The 20,328-nt window shown below is 45.5% G+C and carries 13 protein-coding genes; 5 read left to right on the top strand and 8 right to left on the bottom strand.

Annotated features, from left to right (window positions below):
* Positions 1 to 66: 66 nt before the first annotated feature.
* Together mraY and ACFW2W_RS05820 are read right to left on the bottom strand one after the other, a co-directional pair.
* Positions 67 to 1,179, bottom strand: coding sequence for a phospho-N-acetylmuramoyl-pentapeptide-transferase (gene mraY, locus ACFW2W_RS05825; protein ID WP_378174648.1), 1,113 nt, complete (start codon positions 1,177 to 1,179; stop codon positions 67 to 69).
* 90 nt (positions 1,180 to 1,269) lie between these two features.
* Positions 1,270 to 1,509, bottom strand: coding sequence for a DUF3134 domain-containing protein (locus ACFW2W_RS05820; RefSeq protein WP_378174579.1), 240 nt, complete (start codon positions 1,507 to 1,509; stop codon positions 1,270 to 1,272).
* 35 nt (positions 1,510 to 1,544) lie between these two features.
* Here ACFW2W_RS05820 and ACFW2W_RS05815 point away from each other — a divergent pair, with 35 nt between their 5' ends.
* From ACFW2W_RS05815 to ACFW2W_RS05795, 5 genes are all read left to right on the top strand, one after another.
* Positions 1,545 to 1,682 (top strand): hypothetical protein, encoded by a 138-nt coding sequence (locus ACFW2W_RS05815; protein WP_378174576.1) that lies wholly within the window; start codon positions 1,545 to 1,547, stop codon positions 1,680 to 1,682.
* A 32-nt stretch (positions 1,683 to 1,714) separates the two neighbouring features.
* Entirely contained in the window at positions 1,715 to 2,296 is a 582-nt protein-coding gene (locus tag ACFW2W_RS05810; protein WP_378174573.1) for a PAP/fibrillin family protein, read from the top strand.
* 218 nt (positions 2,297 to 2,514) lie between these two features.
* Positions 2,515 to 3,339: a PD-(D/E)XK nuclease family protein gene (locus ACFW2W_RS05805; protein WP_378174570.1), complete on the top strand. Its 825-nt coding sequence runs from the start codon at positions 2,515 to 2,517 to the stop codon at positions 3,337 to 3,339.
* A 21-nt stretch (positions 3,340 to 3,360) separates the two neighbouring features.
* Positions 3,361 to 4,032: a GNAT family N-acetyltransferase gene (locus ACFW2W_RS05800; RefSeq protein ID WP_378174567.1), complete on the top strand. Its 672-nt coding sequence runs from the start codon at positions 3,361 to 3,363 to the stop codon at positions 4,030 to 4,032.
* Positions 4,033 to 4,223: 191 nt separating this feature from the next.
* Positions 4,224 to 6,752 (top strand): sigma 54-interacting transcriptional regulator, encoded by a 2,529-nt coding sequence (locus ACFW2W_RS05795; RefSeq protein WP_378174564.1) that lies wholly within the window; start codon positions 4,224 to 4,226, stop codon positions 6,750 to 6,752.
* Positions 6,753 to 6,898: 146 nt separating this feature from the next.
* On the opposite strand, the gene ACFW2W_RS05790 is transcribed toward ACFW2W_RS05795, so the two are convergent.
* The 6 genes from ACFW2W_RS05790 to ACFW2W_RS05765 all read right to left on the bottom strand — a co-directional run bounded on the left by ACFW2W_RS05790 (position 6,899) and on the right by ACFW2W_RS05765 (position 20,301).
* On the bottom strand, positions 6,899 to 8,362 hold the full coding sequence (locus ACFW2W_RS05790; RefSeq protein WP_378174561.1) for a serine/threonine protein kinase: 1,464 nt from the start codon (positions 8,360 to 8,362) through the stop codon (positions 6,899 to 6,901).
* Positions 8,363 to 8,396: 34 nt separating this feature from the next.
* Positions 8,397 to 11,051 carry a tetratricopeptide repeat protein gene (locus tag ACFW2W_RS05785; protein ID WP_378174558.1) on the bottom strand — a complete coding sequence of 885 codons (2,655 nt, stop codon included), beginning with the start codon at positions 11,049 to 11,051 and terminating at the stop codon, positions 8,397 to 8,399.
* 211 nt (positions 11,052 to 11,262) lie between these two features.
* The gene (locus tag ACFW2W_RS05780; protein WP_378174555.1) at positions 11,263 to 13,452 is read right to left on the bottom strand and encodes a caspase family protein; all 2,190 of its coding nucleotides are present in this window, start codon (positions 13,450 to 13,452) and stop codon (positions 11,263 to 11,265) included.
* Between the two features lie 113 nt (positions 13,453 to 13,565).
* Entirely contained in the window at positions 13,566 to 16,985 is a 3,420-nt protein-coding gene (locus ACFW2W_RS05775) for a tetratricopeptide repeat protein (protein WP_378174551.1), read from the bottom strand.
* A 102-nt stretch (positions 16,986 to 17,087) separates the two neighbouring features.
* Positions 17,088 to 17,843 carry a hypothetical protein gene (locus tag ACFW2W_RS05770; protein WP_378174548.1) on the bottom strand — a complete coding sequence of 252 codons (756 nt, stop codon included), beginning with the start codon at positions 17,841 to 17,843 and terminating at the stop codon, positions 17,088 to 17,090.
* A complete protein-coding gene (locus tag ACFW2W_RS05765; RefSeq protein WP_378174545.1) occupies positions 17,836 to 20,301 on the bottom strand; it encodes a CHASE2 domain-containing protein in 2,466 nt (821 codons plus the stop codon). Before ACFW2W_RS05765 ends, ACFW2W_RS05770 begins: the two co-directional genes overlap by 8 nt.
* Positions 20,302 to 20,328 lie beyond the last annotated feature (27 nt).

The following is a 20,328-nucleotide window of genomic DNA, read 5'->3' as shown; positions in this document are numbered from 1 at the left end:
CCTTTGGTGGACGCCCAGCTTGTGCGGTTTTTGACACCAAAGGAGGATTGACAACGGCTATTTTAACTAACGAAGTACAAGACACAACAAAGCCAAGATCCCGTTAATCAGATAAAAGGCGGCAACTACTTGGGTTTCACTCCAGCCACTCAGTTCTAGATGGTGGTGAATCGGTGCCATTTTAAATAAACGCTTGCCGATGCCATCTGGACCTTTGGTGGCTTTATAGTAGCCTATCTGCGCCATTACTGAGAGCGATTCCACGAAGAAAATACCGCTGAGGATAAACAGCGCCCAGAGATTGTTAGTCAGAAGCCCTACTGCTGTCAGTGCGCCTCCCAGTGCCATAGAACCCGTATCGCCCATAAAGACGCGGGCTTTGTTACGGTTGTGAACCAAAAAGCCCAGGTAGCTGCCACTCATGCAGGCACAAAAAATCATCAAACTTGGCGACGCGGGAGCAACAATGGCACCGAGTCCCAAAAGAGCTAAAGCGCCTGTTCCCGCCGCCAGTCCATCCACTCCATCCGTGAGGTTTGTCGCATTACTTTCCGCCACTAGCACAAATACTGCCAAAGGCCAGAACAGCAACCCCAAAGGAATAGCTAAACCAAAAGGCAAGGCAATCGTGGTGATACTTGCTGGTTGATTCCAGACAAGCCATAGAGAAAACAGAACCCCCACCCCAATCTGCAAAATGAGTTTCATCCGGGGCGAGATGCCTTTATTAGACCGGCGTCTAATGACTTGCCAATCGTCAACCCAGCCAATCGCACCGTAGGCTAAAGTTACGATTGATACGGCAATTACGGGAAACAGTCCTTGTATCCCTACAGTCAATCCAGACCACACCAAGGCGGCGACTACCCCGACTGGCACAAAAAACACCCCGCCCATTGTCGGAGTGCCTGCTTTTTGTAAATGCGCTTGGGGGCCATCCTCCCGAATAAATTGACCCGCTTTTAGGGCTTGCAGGAAGGGGACTGCCCAATATCCTAAAAGAGCTGTCACCAGGGCGCAAAGCCACAGGGGCAAGGTCATAGAGATGCCCACGGCTGGGAAGACACCTGCTTGCAGATCGAATAATATCGTCCCTAGGGAAAGCCCAACTGCCAGTAACGCTAGCAGGCTAGTTCCTGAGGGGTTGAACGACCGACCAGAAAATAATTTAGCGTCCACAAATTTTTCGTTCACTTCTCACACCAGAATTCAGAATTTCAGAATCCAGAATTTACTCTGACGCCTGAGTGCTGAATTCTTCTCGTCTGACTAATCTTCGTCTACATCGGCGATTTCATCATCGTCTTCGAGGTCATCGTAAACATCATCCGGTGCCATCAGATCGGAGATTTCTGCATCACCATCGCGGAAACTATCTTCAGCTTGAACATCTCGCGGCAACAGGCGTCCTGTGGATTCTAGCCAGTCGAGAATGGAAGGTTCTTGTTGTAACGGAATCAGAGCAGCCAGCTGGTGACGAGGTTCTTCACGCAGAGACGGATTGTACATATTTGAGGATTCTGTTTGGGAGCTAACTAGACATATTGAGTTTACCACTCCCACCAAACGCGATCGCTGACGTGGATAATATTCTGTGTCAAGGGAGTTGTTATCAAACTTATCAACTGGGCGAGCGATCGCTGATGCCAGCTGGTGTTGGACAAAAGCTAAGCTGTTGGTAGAGAAGTCACCCAGAAGAGAGGTCTAGGAGGAAATGAGGAAAGCAGCACTGTTGGAAGCGATCGCTTGCTCTAATCGCGGACTGCTAGCAACCGAAACTGACAAAATAGCGATTCTCTCAGCGGTTTCCCGATTGGAAGACCTCAACCCCACTCCCCGTCCGGTTGAGGCAACTGACCTACTAGATGGCAATTGGCGACTACTTTACACTACCAGTCGCGGTTTATTAACCATTGACCAACTGCCATTGCTCAAACTTGGTCAAATCTATCAATGCATTCGAGCCAAAGACGCCAAAGTTTACAATATTGCTGAAGTTTATGGCTTACCCTATCTGGAAGGATTTGTCAGCGTTGCTGCCCGGTTTGAACCAATTTCCGAACGCCGCGTCTTGGTAAAATTTGAGCGATCCATTTCCGGTTTACAGCGCCTGATTAACTATCAGTCGCCTTCCGAATTTATTCGGCAAATTGAAAGCGGTCAACGATTTCCAGCTTTGGATTTTGGTATCGACAGCAGCAACCAGCAAGGTTGGCTGGATACTACCTATCTAGATGAGGATTTGCGAATAGGGCGAGGCAATGAAGGTAGTGTGTTTGTGTTAACAAAAGCTTAGGGTAATGGCTAATAGCTAAGGGTAATTATCCTTAGCTATTAGTCAGAGAAATACCTGCAAAAGAGGGATATAGCAATCCTTTTTTTACGAACCGCCAAGAACGCAGAGGACGCCAAGAAAGAGAGAGGAAGAAAGAGAATTTTAATAGTTACTTAGGATTGCTATGAATAAAGAATAGTCGCCCAAGTGAAAGTTTTTAGACATTAAAAATTAATCAAATGGAACCAACACAAGAAATTTTGTTCCGCTTGTCGCAAGGACAACTGAATCTGTTACAAAATTGTCCCCGAAAGTTTCAACAAATCTACTTAGATAAACTGAGTTCACCCACTAATCCAGAACAACTAGAACGGCAAAATTGGGGCAGCCGCTTTCACTTATTGATGCAGCAGCGAGAACTGGGATTGCCGGTAGAATCTCTGGTGCAGGAGGATGCCCAACTGCATCGTTGGGTAACGGCTTTGGTGAATGTCGCACCAGAAATTTTGATGTCCAACCCGAAAACATTCCGCCAAAGCGAACATTGTCGCACGCTGAATTTTCAGGGATATTTACTGACTGTTATCTATGATTTGTTAATTGAAGACACGCAATCTGCTCAAATTTTGGATTGGAAAACTTATCCTCAACCAAAAAATCGGCGTTGGTTAGAAAAAGATTGGCAGACTCGTTTATATCTTTATGTTTTGGCGGAAACTAGCGATTATTTGCCAGACCAAATTTCTATGACTTACTGGTTTGTCCAGTCTCAACCTCAACCACAAAGCCTCAATTTTACTTACAATGTTGCTCAACACGAGCAAACAAAAAGGGATTTAACGGGATTGTTGACGCAGCTAACCGATTATTTGCAACGTTATCAACAAGGAGAAGATTTTCCTCAAGTTCCAGAAACCGCTAATCGTTGCCCTGACTGTAACTTTGCGGTTCGGTGTCAGCGCGATCGCCACTTAGCAAATGCTTCGCATCGCACCAGTGAAGAAAATTTCTCTCATCAAGATTGGCTACCCAACTTAGCTAATATTCAGGAAGTTTCTCTGTAAAGAAATAAAAAATTAAAAGTTATGACAAATCCTGATAAAAACGATCCTGCATCCAACTACTCTTCTATCTATATCCGCGACCTAGAAATTGACGATCTTGCCCCAGTTTACCACTTGGGAGAAGCTGTATTTACTAGCAATTTGTACCCTTATTTATATCGAACCTGGGATGAATGGGAGGTGATTGGGCTTTACAACACCGATCCAGAATACTGTCTGGTTGCTGAAATCGACGAACAACTGGCAGGGTTCATTTTGGGAACCGTTATCAGCAAGGCATCCTGGACTTATGGATACATTATTTGGCTGGGTGTTAATCCTAATTTTCAGCGTCGAGGCGTCGGGGACAAGCTAGTTGACAAGCTGGTAGAACGGATGATTGAAGACGGGGTGCGGTTCATGCTGGTGGATACCGATCCCGTAAATATCCCAGCCGTGAAGTTTTTTAGCCGCAAAGGTTTTGGCAATACTCGCCAGCACATTTTCTTGTCGATGAATTTGAGCAAGCACGAGTATTATGGCAGGTTGATTGCCTACGAGCGTGAAAAAGCTGAGAGGGCTGCTTATAAGCGAACCCGCCGCCGTCCTTCCACACAAACCCAAGGAATTGCTGGTGAAGCAGCTACGAAGGTTATGGTGACTGACACTCCATCAACCCCTGTAGAACCTCCGAACTTCTCCGATCCCGAATGATTTTCATTAGCTACTGCTGCGGCTAAAGAAAATTGCCGCTAAGATTATCAAACCCAATAAGGCTAAGGGAACCCACAGATTGACAAGCTCGATCATCTCGGTTTTTTTAATCTTGGCAATCAACTTAATTAATTAATATTTTTTATGAAAAATGGCTAAAATGTAAAGCGAAATTTATTTTTAAGGCAACCATGACATCAAAAGACGCGGTGACATGGCTACAAGAGAGAACAGCACTGGGTGTACTATCGGCAGAAGTATTAGAAGCGATCGCGCAAGTCGTCGAAGAAAAAGTCGTACCAGTGCAAACAACCTTAGTGGTGGAGGAAACGCCCCCCGAAGGACTCTATATTCTCAAACAAGGGCAACTAGAAGGCGACCGCACCAACCAAACAGGTTTAGCCTGGGTGATTAGTTTTCTTCCCGGAGCCACCATTCACTTACAAGAGCTACTGTTAGACCAGCAGGCTCAAAGAACTATCAAGACACTCAGCGAATGCACGCTGTGGTTTATTCCCGCAGCGCAATTTCGGCAAATAGTCGCCCAATATCCCGAAATTACCCAAGCGTTCTCCCAGCAGTTGGCTCAAGAACTCGCTCAACTATCTTCTCAACTGAACTACCAACAAGAGCGTCAAACCGCCTTGCGCCCTTATCTGGTAGCAAAGGCAAAACGCGGGGTAGTGGGAAAAAGCCGCTATGCAGTGCGGCTGCGGCAGCAAATCAAAGAGGCGGCTGAGGATCGGCGTCCAGTCTTGATTTTCGGGGAACCGGGACTAGAAAAAGACAATACCGCCGCTCTGATTCACTTCGGATCTTCCTATCGGCACGAACCGATCGTTAAAGTAGACTGTAGTACGCTGCAAGCAAGTGGTGCAGAACTATTTGGTCGTGTCAGTGGCAAACCAGGGCTAATTGAATCCCTAGGGACAGGCACCTTAGTCTTCAACAACATCCAAGAACTCCCCCCAGAGTTAACGCCTAAGCTGGCTCAATTGTTAGAAACCAACACCTACACCCCCCTCAGCCGTCCGGAAGATCGACAAGCGCCAAGCCGCTCGTGTCAAGCCCGCATTATGATGATTGCGGAAAAACACCTGCCCACTATTGAGCGCCAAGTCGGTCATTTAATTAAAGTGCCGCCGCTGCGGGTGCGAAAAGCGGACATCGAAGACCAGGTAGAATACTACATTCGCCTGTTCTGTCGAGCCAAGGGGACTCGCAAACCCAAAGTCGCTCCAGAAGCTATACGCCGCTTACAAGCGTATGATTTCCCCGGCAACCTGAAAGAATTGCAAAGTCTCGTAGAACGGGCACTCGTTCAATGTGCCGGTGTGAATCTGCTCACCGAAGAAGTATTCTGGTCTGTCGAGACTCATAAAAAGCGATTTCGCGTCAATCTTTTAAATGCCTATCCCGACTTGCGGCGATTTCTCCGCAGTCCCTGGTGGCCCGACCGGATTAACTACGGCTTTACTTTGGGTGCTTTTGCGATTGTCGTCGCACTATTATTTTTGGGTCCCCAGCGTCGCTCCGAAAATGTAGCTCTAAACCTATTTTGGGCGTGGTGGTGGCCTTTGATATTGATCGGTTTTCCCTTTGTCGGACGCCTGTGGTGCGCTGTTTGTCCCTTTATGATTTATGGGGAAGTCACCCAAAAACTTTCTCAGTGGCTCTTTCCAGGGCGATCGCTGAAGCGTTGGCCTAGGCAATCTGCGGAGAAGTGGGGCGGATGGTTTTTGTTCGGGCTATTTGTCCTCATTTATCTGTGGGAAGAACTCTGGGATTTAGAAGATACTGCCTATCTCTCCGCTTGTTTGCTGTTATTAATTACTGCTGGGGCGATGATTTTCTCCGCAATTTTTGAACGGCGGTTTTGGTGTCGGTATTTATGTCCAATTGGGGGGATGAATGGACTTTTTGCCAAGCTGTCAATGACTGAACTCAGAGCGCAACAGGGTACTTGTTCGGCGGAATGCACCACCTATCAATGCTACAAAGGTGGCCCTCAAAAAGGGGAAGGCTTAGAAACCGGCGGCTGTCCGTTGTACTCTCATCCTGCTCAGTTGGAAGATAACAAAGACTGCGTTTTGTGCATGACTTGTCTCAAAGCTTGTCCGCACCGTTCGGTTGAGCTAAATTTGCGTCCCCCTGGGATTGAATTGTGGACAACTCATGTTCCCCACGATTATGAAGTGGCGCTGTTACTGTTGCTATTGAACGGTGTCTATCTCCATCGATTGCCGGAATTGCAATCAACTTTGGGCTTGAACTTAGATTTAACCCAATTTTGGCAACATTTCGGATTTTCCCTGGCAGCTTTAATCGTCCCTGCTGCTGTGCCGTTTTTAGCTTATAGCGCCATCAAACTATTTAAGGGTTCCCTAAAGCCTCGTTCGTTTGTAGAGTTGGCTTATGGATATTTGCCGCTCGTGTTGGGGGCAAATTTAGCTCACTATTTGCGGCTGGGTTTAGGGGAAGCGGGACGCATTTTGCCGCTAACAATGGCGACTTTCAGTTTTAGCGGTGAAGGGTTGCCCGTGTTGGTCGCACACCCCGCTGTGATTGAGTTTTTGCAAGGCACAACGCTAATTTTCTCACTACTGTTGACGATGCTAATAACCCAAAAAATTGCTCGTCAATCTTTCCGGGTGCTGTTGCCTCAACATCTGGGCGCGATCGCTCTTTTCGTTAGTCTTTGGGCAATTATTGTCAGGTAGTCAGCGTAGTAAATTACTCTTATAATCAGATTCCCGACTTCGTAAGAGTTGTCGGGAATCTCACTTTAGCGAATCATTTAGAATTGCTATATATGAAAGCTGGCACAAACTATGTAACTTGCAGGATTTTAAAAAACTTTTTGCCCTTATTCTCTTGTAATCGGTATCTCCAACCAATTACTTAATTCTTGCGCCAACCAATCAAGTTCTTGTGTTGTCAGATAGCCATAGAAGCGAGTTTCGCTGTCCGTACTCAATGATTGCCCGATGCGATAGCTAGAGCTGGCGTCTGTGTAATTGACCTCATCTGTAGCCCAAATTTTTAACTCTGGTGGTACCTCCATAATGCCCGCTTCAGTATCTCGACGATAGAGGCGCTTAAGGTAAGTCAATTTATAGAGGTTACGGCGACTTGCCCGAAAAACCAGTCGCCGTATTCCCCACGCTATTTGAGTTACAGTTATCGACTTTTGATCAATATAGATGTACGTGTTTACCTTGATGGCGAAAAAAGTTTGCCACAGACTGGAAATACCGCACCCCAAAAACACTAAGCTCATCACGATGAAGAACCCGCCAGCATTTAGCAAAGAGGAATATAACAGAATTAGCGAAAAGATAGTCAAACAGCAGCTAAAGAGAGATGAACAACCTATCGCTCCTGTAGTATTTTCTGGAGGTAGGTATATCTCTAGAGTTTCTGCATTCTTGCGAAGAGAAACTTTACTGTCATGAGGTTTTTGCAGGGTTAGAGGAGTTGATGTAGTCGATGAATCAACAGATTGGAGTTGCAGAAGAGAAGGCTGCTCCAATGTAGCGAGAGCTGCTTGAGCTGAACTAAATCGCTGCTTGCGGTTGGGATGCGTCATTTGCTTGAGCCATTGCACAAAGCTGGGAGCCAAATGCGTCACGGGTTCAAACTGGAGAAGCAAATCTTCTTGTAGCAAATCAGCGGGTTGTGTTCCTGTCACCAAATAGATTAATGTTGCTCCCAAACTATAGAGATCGGAAGCTGGAAAAGCACGTCCGCTAAATTGTTCGGGAGGCATATAACCATAGGTTCCAACAATCGTCATCGTCCCGATTTCTCGGACAGCCGTTTGCACAGAACCAAAATCAACCAAGTAGATATCTCCAACCTGATGAGCAGAGCGATCGCTAGTTAATAAAATATTGCTTGGCTTAATATCCCGATGAATCACCGGAGGATTGCTAGAGTGCAAGTAGCTCAATACATTCAGTAATGCTTTTGCGATTTGTGTTACCTCTTCTTCGCTAAATGTCCGTCCCCGTTTAATCCATTCCTCCAAGGAAGTTGCAGGAATGTAAGTTTGCACGAGTACAAATCCCTGACGATCGGGTAAGTGCAATTCAAAGGAATCGAGATAGCGAGGAATTGCCGGATGCGATAAAGATTTGAGTGTTTCGGCTTCTCGTTCAAACAGTTTCAAATCTTCCCAACGGAAGTCACTGTTAAAAGTGAGAATCTTAAGTACAACAAGTTCCTGGGTTTGTAAATCCTGAGCGAGTAGGGTACGCCGTCCAGCATTGTGCCCCAATTGGCATTGAATGTGATAGCGATCGCGCAGTATCTGTTCTTCTCCTAGCATAGGGAATTATTGCTCCTGCAATGTATGTAAAAACTTACTCAGCCTCACCAATGAGGGTAAAAGCCGCCCATTGTTTAGGATTGGGATATTGTTTCATTGCTGTCAACATCGCTTGACGTAAAGCAACAGCTTTGTCAGGATTTTGGTGCAAATTGCGGTAAAATTCAGTCATCAAAAAGGCAGTAGAATTATCATTAACTGCCCACAGCGATACCATGACGCTGGGGACTCCCGCAGAAATTAAAGAGCGAGATAAGCCAACCACACCATCGCCTGTAATGTCTCCGCGTCCCGTGTCGCAAGCGCTGAGAACCACTAAATCGGCGCTTAGTTTCATGTCGAAGATTTCGCCTGCGGTAAGTAAACCATCAACTACGTTGTCAGGTGTACCAGAAGGAGCAAGCGCGATCGCTCCCGGTACACCGAAGCCTTTAAAATCATGAAGTAAGCCGTGGGTAGCCAGATGAATGATGCGAGCTTTCTGCATTTTCTGCATCACTATTGTTTTGGTTGCTCTACTACCTATCAGCGCTTCAGTGTTGAATAATTTAGCAATTTGCATCGCTTCTTTTTCCGCACCAGGAAGAGGCTCTAAGTTTGCCTCCAATTTCCCAATTTTAATTTTAGGCATGGTAGGATTGCCTACTACCAGCACATCCTTGGCTGCTCTTTGACCCTTGTGCTTCTGCTTATGGGTTAAGTCTAAAACTTGAATGGCAGGCGCAGTGAGAATGGTATGCTTTTCAATTAAGTATTTGCCTTGCTCATCTTGCAGTGCGGGGAAGGGGACGAGAAACAGCGATGCTTGCGGGATAAAGATGACTCGCTCATTCGGGTCAGTGGGTAGCAAGTCTGCAATCGGTTCGATGAGTAGTTTATAAAGTTGTTGTAACTTTTTGGTTGAGTTTTCGGGTTGGGAGTTAACAACAGTTACGTCAAAGATATTGCGACCTCTAACACCGATATCATCACGACTGTTGGTAACGAGAACTAATAAGGATTGATTCAGAGATTTAAGGTCTACTTTCTTAAAAGCAATTTTACCTGTGGGTTTAATTATCCAAATGTAGAGTTTTTGTTGCCATTCTCTATGATCTTTTATTTTGAAGGCTTCATAAACAATCGAATACTGAACGAGTGTTGCGTTTTGTTTAGAAGCCACTTGCTTAATTTCTTGAATCGTTGGAGGTTTTATATCAGGTAGATTGCTAGGGTTTTCTGCTAATTTGGAATCTAATAACTCTACCAAAGCACGACCGCGACTGCGCTCGGCAATTAAGAGTGCTTTGTCAAATTTATTTTGAGCAACCAAGGCTTGTTGCAGAAAGCTATAAGAACCAGATTGTTGTTCAAAAAAAGAGATTTTTTGGTCATCTTTTAATTGTCGCGCTCGTAGAGATTCCAGAATCTCAATAGCTGCGAATAAAGTAGTTTCGGCTTGAGAATATTTACCTTGAGTATTGTAAACTCCCCCAATATTGTTGAGCGTCGCACCTTCCCCGGCTTTATCACCAATTTCAGCGCGAATGGCTAAAGCTTGTTGATAATTATCCAACGCTTGCGGGTACTGTCCCAGCTTGTCATAAGCTGCCCCAATATTGTGGAGTGCCGTCCCTTCTGCTGCCTTGTCACTCATTTCTTGAGCAATTGCTAAAGCTTGTTGAAAATACTTCAAGGCTTGTGGGTACTGTCCCAGGTTGTGGTTAACGACCCCCATATTGTTGAGCGTCGTCCCTTCTTGTGCCTGATTACCAATTTCAGTGCGAATGGCTAAAGCTTGTTGAAAATACTTCAACGCTTGCGGGTACTGTCCCTGGTTGCGGTAAACTTCTCCAATATTGTTGAGGGTTGTCCCTTCTCCCACCTTGTTACCAATTTCTTGGACAATCGCTAAGGCTTGTTGATAAGACTTCAAGGCTTGAGAGTCCTGTCCTAGGCGACCATAAACCACCCCCATATTGTTGAGGATTGTCCCTGCTGTTACCTTGTTAACAATTTCTTGAGCAATCGCTAAGGCTTGTTGATAAGGCTCCAAGGCTTGTGGGTACTGTCGCAGGCTGTCATACACTACTATCCTGTTACCAATTTCTTGGACAATCGCTAAGGCTTGCTGATAAGACTCCAAGGCTTGTGGGTACTGCCCTAGGTTGTCATAAACTACCCCCATATTGGTGAGCGTCATACCTTCTGTTGTCTTGTCACCAATTTTTTTAGTAATCGCTAAGGCTTTTTGATAAGACTCCAATGCTTGTCGGTACTCTCCCAGGGAGTTGTAAACTTGCCCAATACCATTGAGTGTCTTACCTTCTGTTACCTTGTCACTAATTTCTTGAGCAATTGCTAAAGCTTGTTGAAGATACTTCAACGCTTGTGGGTACTGTCCCAAGTTGGCGTAAGCGAACCCAATATTGTGGAGGATTGTCCCTTCTCCCTGGCGATCGCCAATTGCTTTAAAAGTGATTAAAATCTGCTCAAACGTCTCTAACGCCTCTCGAAACAGTCCTTTATTTAACTGCTGAATACCTAATTGATACAGCCGTAACGCCTCATCATCGCGTTGTTCTGTTGTCTGCGCCTGCGCCAAAACCGCATTGCTTCCCGAAGTAAGCCCCACCACTTGTAACGGACAACTCAACGAGATGAGCAAGGTTGCAGTAACAACGCTAAGGCGACGCAGATGAGGATACATAGCAGAATTCTCTATCAATGGGTTAGCGAACTGCTTATATATATCTCCCATGTTGGGGAGGTTATGTAAAAATTCACTCAACTTCTTCCCGAAGATTCCGAAGAGTGCGCTGTTCGTAAATATTTTGACAATTTCCTTGGCTCAGTTGAGGATGAAATTGCTCAACAGCCGCTTCAGATGCTTTTTTCTTTCCCTTTAAATCCGTGAGTCGCTAAGCGCTTACCTCAAAGGAGATTGACAAAGTAGCCATCTCTGAAGTGTTCATGGGTATGGCTTCTGCAACAATGCCACCCCGTTCGCCACTCAGATCGTTAAGTAAATCGCCCATCACCTCAACAGGTTCTTTCAGCTCCACCGGCCCCGATCTGACATCTTGTTCCCCTGCAAGGGATACTAATGTCTTGACAGCTCTTTCTAGAGGCTCACGGCTGACAATTACCAGCGCTTCCCCTGTTCCTGTTGCGATCGCTCTCAATTTCAGTTGTTGCGGGTCGCCAATCAGTTGCGTTTGATTGGGTCGTAATTTCATCGTCTCATTTGACGCAGGCCACTGATAGGGAAACACCACCACTAATCCCCCACTAGAGTCAATCAGTAGAGTCGTCAGATAGAGGTCGCTAGACTCGTGATTGGTAACTCGAAACTGAAATAGTTGGTTCACTGGTAACTTATTAGCATAAGTTTGTTCCGACTCCCGACGAGTATTCCTACCTCGACCTGTGAAAGTTCTAGCAAGGGTTTGATTGGGTTGTTCTACCAAGTTCATCGAAACTTCTACAGAAAGCTCCGAGGAATCGGCATTCAAAGTCTTTTTAATAATCCGAACTGCTAGCAGAGATTTGAGTTTAGCTTCCAGACGCTTAACCGCTGTCGTTACCGTTTCCCCCGGTTCGCCAAAAGATTTCGGCACCAGTTCCAGTCCTTGGGTAAATAAACCAATACTGTCGATAGATGGAAGATTTGCCACTTGCTTTTGCAGTTTTTGCTGATAATCTGCCGTCATCCGACTGAAGATGTACTGCACCCCTCCCGGATAGGGGACGTTTCCCGGTTGTGCAGGCACCGCTTCAATGCGATTAATCGCGGAGAGTTCCTGTTTAGCCGCGTTCGTCTCTCCTCCTAAAGACGGATCGAGACCAATGCTTAACTTCAAATTCGCTGGCACAACCCGACTTGATTCTTGCAGCAGCATCCCTGGTTTTAAAGACGCATTGGCTCTCTCTACCAGCTTCGCTTCTCCCCTTAAGCCGCTACGGGGAGATACCAATTCTAATTTTCCTGATGTTTGCCCTTTGTCATCGACAATTGCGAATGTGGCACCGGGTTGGAAAGCTTCTAGACTTTTAGAATCTACTCCTCCCAACCACAAAGTTGCCTTGTCGCCTTCTACTTTGGTAATTACGGCATCAGTCGGAGGGACTTGTTTATTGATGAAATAAACTGGTTTTTTCGGGTCGCCATCTGCTAAAGGTACTTGACTAGAAAGCGATTTTATGCCAGTAGTGATTTGAGCGATCGCGCTTCCCACCGTATCGGTTTTTTGCCAGAGATACTGCGTCATCAGATAAGTAAACGCACCAGCAGAAAAGCCATCGAACTCGGCATCTAAGGCTTCTTCCTCTCGTTGAGCGGAAGCCAAAATAACCCCTTTAGCGACACCTGCACAGCGCCGACGAGCGAGTTCGGCTTCGGACATTTGTAGCCGTTCCATCCAGCGTTTTTGATAAGCGATTTCTTCAGGACTAGGATTGAGTTTATCACCGGGTACGGAACGCACTCGAAAGTTACCACGAGTACCGCCGCCAGAGTAACAACTATCTAGCACGACCGTAACATTTTCTGTGTTTAAAGCCGACATCAACAGAAACAAAGTGCGCCCCATGATGTCTGGTGCGAAATCTTTTTGCCCTTGATCGGCAACAACTAAAGTGCTATTAAATTCATCATTGAATACCCGATTGGCACAACCTTGGATGGGATTCGGGTCGCGCAATCGAGAACCGTGACCGGAAAAATGGAAAACCACCACATCTCCAGGTTTAGCTTGTTTAATTAAGTGTTCTTCAAACGCTGTCAAAATATTGTTGCGAGTCGGCTGTTTGTCAGGCGATTGATTGCTCGTCAACTTGACAATATCACTGGGATTAAAACCAAAACGATGAACTAAGAGTTCTTCTTGCAAAGCGACATCTGTAACGCATCCTTCCAGGTTTCCGAGAAAGCGATCGTTGGTTGGATAATCATTAATTCCCACTAAAAGAGCGAGCTTGCGCGGGGTATTTTGCGCCAGAACTTGAGCGTAGCGATTTCCCTTGTTGATAATATCTAACTGGCTCAATGCCAAGGTGGTTATAGTTGAGCCAGCGAATTGTAAAAAATGACGGCGAGAAATATGGGACATTACTAATTTCTCCTAGTATCCTATTTGGGAATATTTAAGTAGGGGAGAAGTATACCCTTCCCAAAGGGTATGCTTCTCCCTACACGTAAATTCTGATTACTCAACGGATGCTCCTACTCAGTTTCTCCAATTAAGGTAAAAGCTGCCCATGCTCTAGGATTGTCGCGGTGTGTTTCCATCATTTTGAGCATCGCTTGGCGCAAGGATTGGGCTTTATCAAGTTTCTTTTGGTAAAGATTAGTATAAAACTCGGTCATTAATTCAGCCGTAGGAGCATCGGGGACAGACCACAGGGAGACAAGGACGCTAGGAGTACCTGCTATAAACAAAGAGCGGGATAATCCAATTACACCATCACCTGTGATGCGTCCTCTACCTGTGTTACAAGCACTCAGGACAACCAAATCTGCATTTAGTTTCAGGTTGAGGATTTCTTCGGCGGTGAGTAAGCCGCGATCACTGCTGGTGGGTGCGAGTGCTACCGCACTTTGCAAACCCTGGAAGTCATCGAATAAGCCGTGAGTGGCGAAATGTACAATTTTAGCCCCGGATATTCGTGCTAAAACGGCGGCTTTGGTGGCTTCATTACCCGTGAGCGCTTTGGTGTTCAGCAAAGGAGCAATAGTTTCAGCTTCTCGTTTTGCTCCTTTTAAGGAAGCTAGTTGTTGCGGTTTCTCCCCTATTTTAGGCGGTACGCTGGGCATGGTGGGATTACCTACGACTATGGCATCTTTGACAGCAGATTGCTTCACCTTTTCCCTTTGCTGGCGGGTTAGTTCTAGTACTTGAATTGAAGGTGCGGTCAAAATCGTGTGTTTTTCAATCAAGTATTTGCCATCTTGCTCTTGCAGTGCGGGGAAAGGTACTAAGAATAGTTCTTCTTGCGGGACAAAAATTACACGCTGATTCGGGTCAGTGGGGAGAAGGTCGGCAATAGGTACGATTAGCAGTTGATGGAGCTGCTGTAAGCTTTTGGTTTGTTCCTCTTCATTAACAGGATGCTGAACTTCGGCGACAAAAATGCTACGGTCGTCTACTCCAATGGAGTCGCGGGTTGTGGTAACAAGTTTTTCCAGAGAAGTATTTTGTTGCTGCCACAGTGGCTTTAGGTCTGCTTTGCGGAAAGTTACTTCACCTGTGGGTTTTATGACCCAGATATAGAGTTTTGAATTACGCAATTCCTGCTTGCCTTGGATTTTGAATTTTTCATTAATTATTGAATATTCAACAAGAGTTGCTTTTTGTTTTTTGGCGATTTGTTTAAGTTGGTTAATGGTGAGGGTTTCGCTTTTAGTTTCAGTCTCGCTGCTGATGCGAGAAGCTAACAACTCCACAAACGCCCTAGCACGTCCTCTTTCAGCAATTTCTAGCGCTGCATTAGTTTTATTTTGAGTAATGAGGACTTCTTGTAAATTTACATAAATGTTACGCTGCGTCTCAAAAATAGATATTTTCTCGTTATCTTTTAATCCACTTCGTAGAGATTCCAGAACTTTTATTCCCTCAATGAGGTTACTTTCTGCTAAAGCGAGATTGCCCTGTTTGTAGAGAGCATAGCCTAAATTGTTCAGTGCTACACCCTCGGTTTGACGGTCTTGAATTGAGCGTGCAATTGCCACAATCTGCTGAAAGTACTCAGTCGCTTTGGGGTAGTCTCCCAGCTCACTGTAAGCAACACCGATATTTCCCAGTGCTATACCCTCACCTTGACGGTCTTGAATTGAGCGTGCAATTGCCAAAACCTGCTGTTGGTACTCAATCGCTTTCGGGTAGTCTTGCAGCTTGCTGTAAGCAGCGCCGAGATTTCCCAGTGCTACACCCTCACCTTGACGGTCTAGAATGGCGCGTGCAATTGCCAAGTGCTGCTGGAAGTAATCAATTGCTTTTGGGTAGTCTCCTAAGTTTAGGTAAGCAGCACCGAGATTTCCCAGTGCTACACCCTCACTTTTACGCTCTTGAATTGAGCGTGCAATTGCCAAGTGCTGCTGAGAGTACTCAATTGCTTTCGGGTAGTCTCCTAGGTTCAGGTAGGCAAGACCAATACCTCCGAGTGCCCTTCCCTCAATTTGAGGGTCTTGAATTTGGCGTGCAATTGCCAAGCTCTGTTGGGAGTACTCAATTGCTTTAGTGTAGTCTCCCAAATTACGGTAGGCATCACCAAGATTTAACAGTGCCCTCCCCTCGCCTTGAGGGTCTTGAATTTGGCGTGCAATTACCAAGTGCTGCTGGAAGTACTCAATCGCTTTCGGGTAGTCTCCCTGGTTAAGATAGGCAAAACCAAGATTTCCTAATACCTGACCCTCGCTTTGAGGGTCTTGGATTTGGCGTGCAATTGGCAAGCTATGCTGGGAGTACTCAATCCCTTTTGGGTAATCTCCCAAACTAATGTAGGCAGCACCAAGATTTAACAGTGCCCTTCCCTCAATTTGGGGGTCTTTAATTTGGCGTGCAATTGCCAAGCTCTGTTGGGAGTACTCAATTACTTTCGGATAGTCCCCCAAATTCAGGTAGGCACTACCAAGATTTCCTAGTACCTGACCCTCGCTTTGAGGGTCTCCGTTGGCGCGTGCAATTGGCAAGGTCTGCTGGAAGTACTCAATCGCTTTAGCGGAGTCTCCCAACTTAAGGTAGGCAGCACCAATATTTCCTAGTATCCATCCCTCACCTTTCCCAATAAGGGCGGCAGCAAGACCGAGATTTTGTGGTATGCATCCCTTGTCTTGACCATTTTCTATCTCCTGGTCGATACTCAGTGCCTGTTGCCAAGACTGTATAGCTGCTTCAAATTGGCTGTTCTCAAATTGCTGAATGCCTTGGTTAGCGTAACTATTATTGAGATACAACAGCGCAAATCCCTCGCTTAGACGGTCTTTTATTTCCCTGGCAACTGCCAAATACTGCTGGTGATACTCAATCGCTTTCGGGTAGTCTTCCAGAGAATCGTAAGCATTACCGAGATCGCGCAACATCAATCCTTCGCCTTGACGTTCTTTTGTCTCCCGGTAAATATTCAGTGCTTGTTGCCAAGATTGTAAAGCAGCTTCAAATTGATTGGTCTGATACTGCTGCCGACCTTGGTTCCGAAGGCGGTCTGCTTCTGCTATGCGAGGATTACTCTCACTTTGCGCCACTTCTATGCTGGAGCGCACCATCGCTTCTAGCCCAAAGTCTTCAATTTCCAGCGCAACTACCAAAGACTGCTGGTAGTAATCAATTGCTTTAGGGTAATCTTTTAGAGACTTGTAGGCATAACCGATCTGGCGCAGCGTCCATCCCTCGCCTAAACGGTCTTTAATTTCCCGATAGATACTCAATGCTTGTTGCAAAGATTGTATGGCAGCTTGAAATTGACTGTTCCCAATTTGCTGACCACCTTGCAGAAACAGTCGCTTAGCTTCCGCTTTACGGGCATCTGAAGTTTGAGCCACTACAGGATATGCCGCTAATGGCACAGGGAAATTAACCCGAAAAGTCTGCGAGCCAATGAGGAGTACAGTGGTAGGTGTAATCCAGAAAAATCTTTTCAATCGCATAGCCTTAAGAGTCCAACCGCAGCATATAAGACGATTACCCGCTTGCATATATCGCATATATCTTTGAGCAAGAGGAACTTATGCAAAAACAGAAACCGTAGCCTATCGAGATGCAGAATCTTTTGGCTCATCTTCTGCACAGAAATTATGAGCTTGAAGAAGCGCGATCGCATCCATTAATTCCGCCGAGGGATTTGGCACCGAATAGAGTTCCAAGATCGCATCTGACCAGAGTTCGCGTTCGGTGAAGTAGTTCGCTTTCTCCAGCGCAATTGTCTCCCCTGATGCTCCTTTGAATCGCTCCTCCAGTGCAATCAATTCGGCTGAAATGCGATCGCGTCTTTCCGGTTCCATCACTTGAAACACAACGCTGCTTTCAATTGGGTACGGCGCTGAAGCAGACAACTTCCATACATAAGATTGTCCAGGTTGCAATGGTTTCCCATCATAGACCGCCCTCGTCTCTCCTTCAATTGGTCGATCCCACAATATTCCCTGATTTCCCTGAAGAGATAGCTCAATTCGCTTTACCGTTCCTTCTGGGATATTCCAGAGAAACATAGGGCGATCGCTCCAAATCTCTAGGATTTCCCCTTGCTTTGAATAAAGCGAATCTGAGTCTACCAGTTTCCCAGGAGCGATCGCGCAAATCGCTCCTCCTCGACTACCCCCTCCTTTCTTTTTGCGACGTAATTTCTTCCAGATATCACCCCACGATAAAGCTAGATATGTATCATTACTTTGGGTTAGTAAAGGATGCGGCTGTTGTCTATTTGCCGCTTGTATCGGGACTGAGAAAAAAGTTGTAATTAAGGCAGATATTAACAAAATAGACTTGACTCGTTTAAAATTAGCCATGAGACTTTCTCCTGAATGATAAACGAATATAATTCCAAAACAAAACTGTTGGTAAAAACCAAGGTAATAACATCGCTACCGATATATATATTTGCAATGAAGCAATGATATAAACGCTTGTAACTGCTCCTAACTTTATCACCCAGCGTTGCCGCTGATGAAGATTATCCTGTAACATCAGCGTTACACTTTTACCCAGTAATCCAGAAAGTAAAATCACCCATAAATCGGGGATAGGTATCACCAACCGCCGCGTTAATAAATGATCGAGCATATAAGCATGAGCTTCACCACCGGGAAAATTTTCCTCCTCCCAACCGCGCCAGAAACCGACAGCTAAAGGAATCACATAATTATCTTCATTTTTCCCTTCCAACCCTGCTCCTTTATACCCACCTGGAGTAATCAATACCACTTCATTCTTAAAGGTGTCCGGTACCTCCCCTTTTCCTAGGCAATCTCCCAGTAACTTACAGGCAGAAATGCGTTGGTAGGCAGATTCAGGGGGAATAGAAAAGTCAATAATTGGATGTAACCATACTTGACTAAAATTTTGAGAAAAGCGGGTAAGCGAATGAAGGCGAACTCGTTGCAAAAAAGCTATTTTCTGGTTGGGTTGGCTTATTTGATTTAAAAAGTTAATAACTGAGGAATTAAAATTTGTGCGATTTTGCAAATTTGGTTGCGGTAAATTAGGAGGTAATTCTTGATTCAACGCATACGCTATAGCTAAGAGGTAAGCAAAAGGATACATCTGTGAACTTTCGGGTTTTGCTGGCAAAAGTTCAAGATACCAAGGGAAGAACATGATATCCCCTTCCAAACTCCAATTGAGGTTGGCAATATCTTTAGTCACCCCTGAGCTAGGAGTGAATTCTCCCTCTCCAGAACTAAAGATAAACCAAGTATTTCGACTAACAGCATTACGTACAGATTGCTTGAGTTTTTGACTGTTATTCGGTTGTTTTTTATCATCTAAAATATAATCGATGCCAACGGTTTTAGCTTCTAATTCAGAAAGCCGATTCAGTAGTGCGGCTAAATAGCTATAATCGATAGGATGAATTTGTTTAATTTTATCGGCATCAGCTTTCAGTGATTCTTCATCAATTTGAATAAGTCGCACGGGTGAACTTCCTTTGGCTGGCACTTGGAAGGTGACTTGGCGATAGGCAGCCTGAAGTAAAATGCGCGGTTCTAATAATAAGCTTTGTACGGGTGGTAATAAACTCAAAAACAGGATTGCGGCTAGCCACCAAGCTTCTTTTGTCGTTGGCAACCAGCGTTTTAGAGTGTCAGAGAAACCAAAAGGTTTAATGCAAAATAGCTCGGCTTCTGGATGCCGAAATAGGGAGGGAACTAGGTAGGCAGAAGGGTAGGAAAGATGCTTTTGCTGTTGTTTAAGAAATAGACTTGCCTCCAGCAAAGCTGAATGAACATCCTTGTATTGGGTCAAGCTGGCGAGAAACTGCACCAAAAATTCTTGCGCTACCTGATTGTGAATCGGCTCCCGCATCACTACTACCTGGCTTAATCCCAAGTTAATCAAAGATTCGGCAATATTCATGCCACTACAAGAGTTGAAGATGGCAAATTGAAGTCCCCGTTTTTTCGCCTGTTTGAGTGACTCTTCAATTTCCCGAATCGAGATTGAAGTGTGAGGTGCAATGCCTAATTCTCCACCCGTCAGGACAGTTTCATTACTGTGTCCGGCAAAAAATAATATATCCCAACCTGGCTCAGATGCGATCGCTTTCTGGATCTCCATCTTGAGTGCATCAGCATCAAAAAAGCGAGCCTCTATACTATATGGGATATTCAGTTCAGCTTTTCCCTGGTTCCGTTTCCAACCAATCAACTTGATATCTGCAACATGACGAAGCGATCGCAGTGCTTCTCGGTCAGCTTCCAAATTCAAGCCAGTGTCATCCCCTAAAATCGCTAAAACCCTAGCTTTACGCCGAATCGGACAAACGGGTTCATTAAGAATATTGGCTGGAGTGCGCGCAATGCGTATTTGTTGACTAGCACCCAAATCCGTACCAATTTCCCAAATTTCCCACGGTAATCGCGCCAGTTCTAGAGGAGTGCAAGTCAGGAACACCTCAACAGTTTGATGTTCCGGTTTATGAGCCGCCTTGACAATCTCGCGGCGAATACTGACTAATTCAGGACTTAGCAACCAGTGCTGAAATTCATCCCATAGCTGAACTTCTGCATTCACCAGTTCCTGATGTCGGTCAACTGGCAGAGTGCCTTTACCGCTGATGACCTTGTGCCCTCGCAGCCGCCTATAGTAGTTGAGATAGGCGCTTTGCCACTGTTCGTAACTCCTGGTCAACGAGAGGGGATAATTCAGCTCTACAGAGAGTATCTGTCCTTTACCCCAAGACAACTCAAAGTCGCAAACGGTACCAACTTGCTTAACCCTAAGCTTAAAAACTGTTCTATCGCTCATTGAATTTTAGATTTTGGATTTTATGGA

The sequence above is a fragment of the Coleofasciculus sp. H7-2 genome (assembly GCF_042747725.1).
Classification (GTDB): Bacteria; Cyanobacteriota; Cyanobacteriia; order Cyanobacteriales; family FACHB-T130; genus FACHB-T130.
Note: the sequence above shows the minus strand (reverse complement) of the source record. Positions and strands in the feature narration are given on the sequence as shown.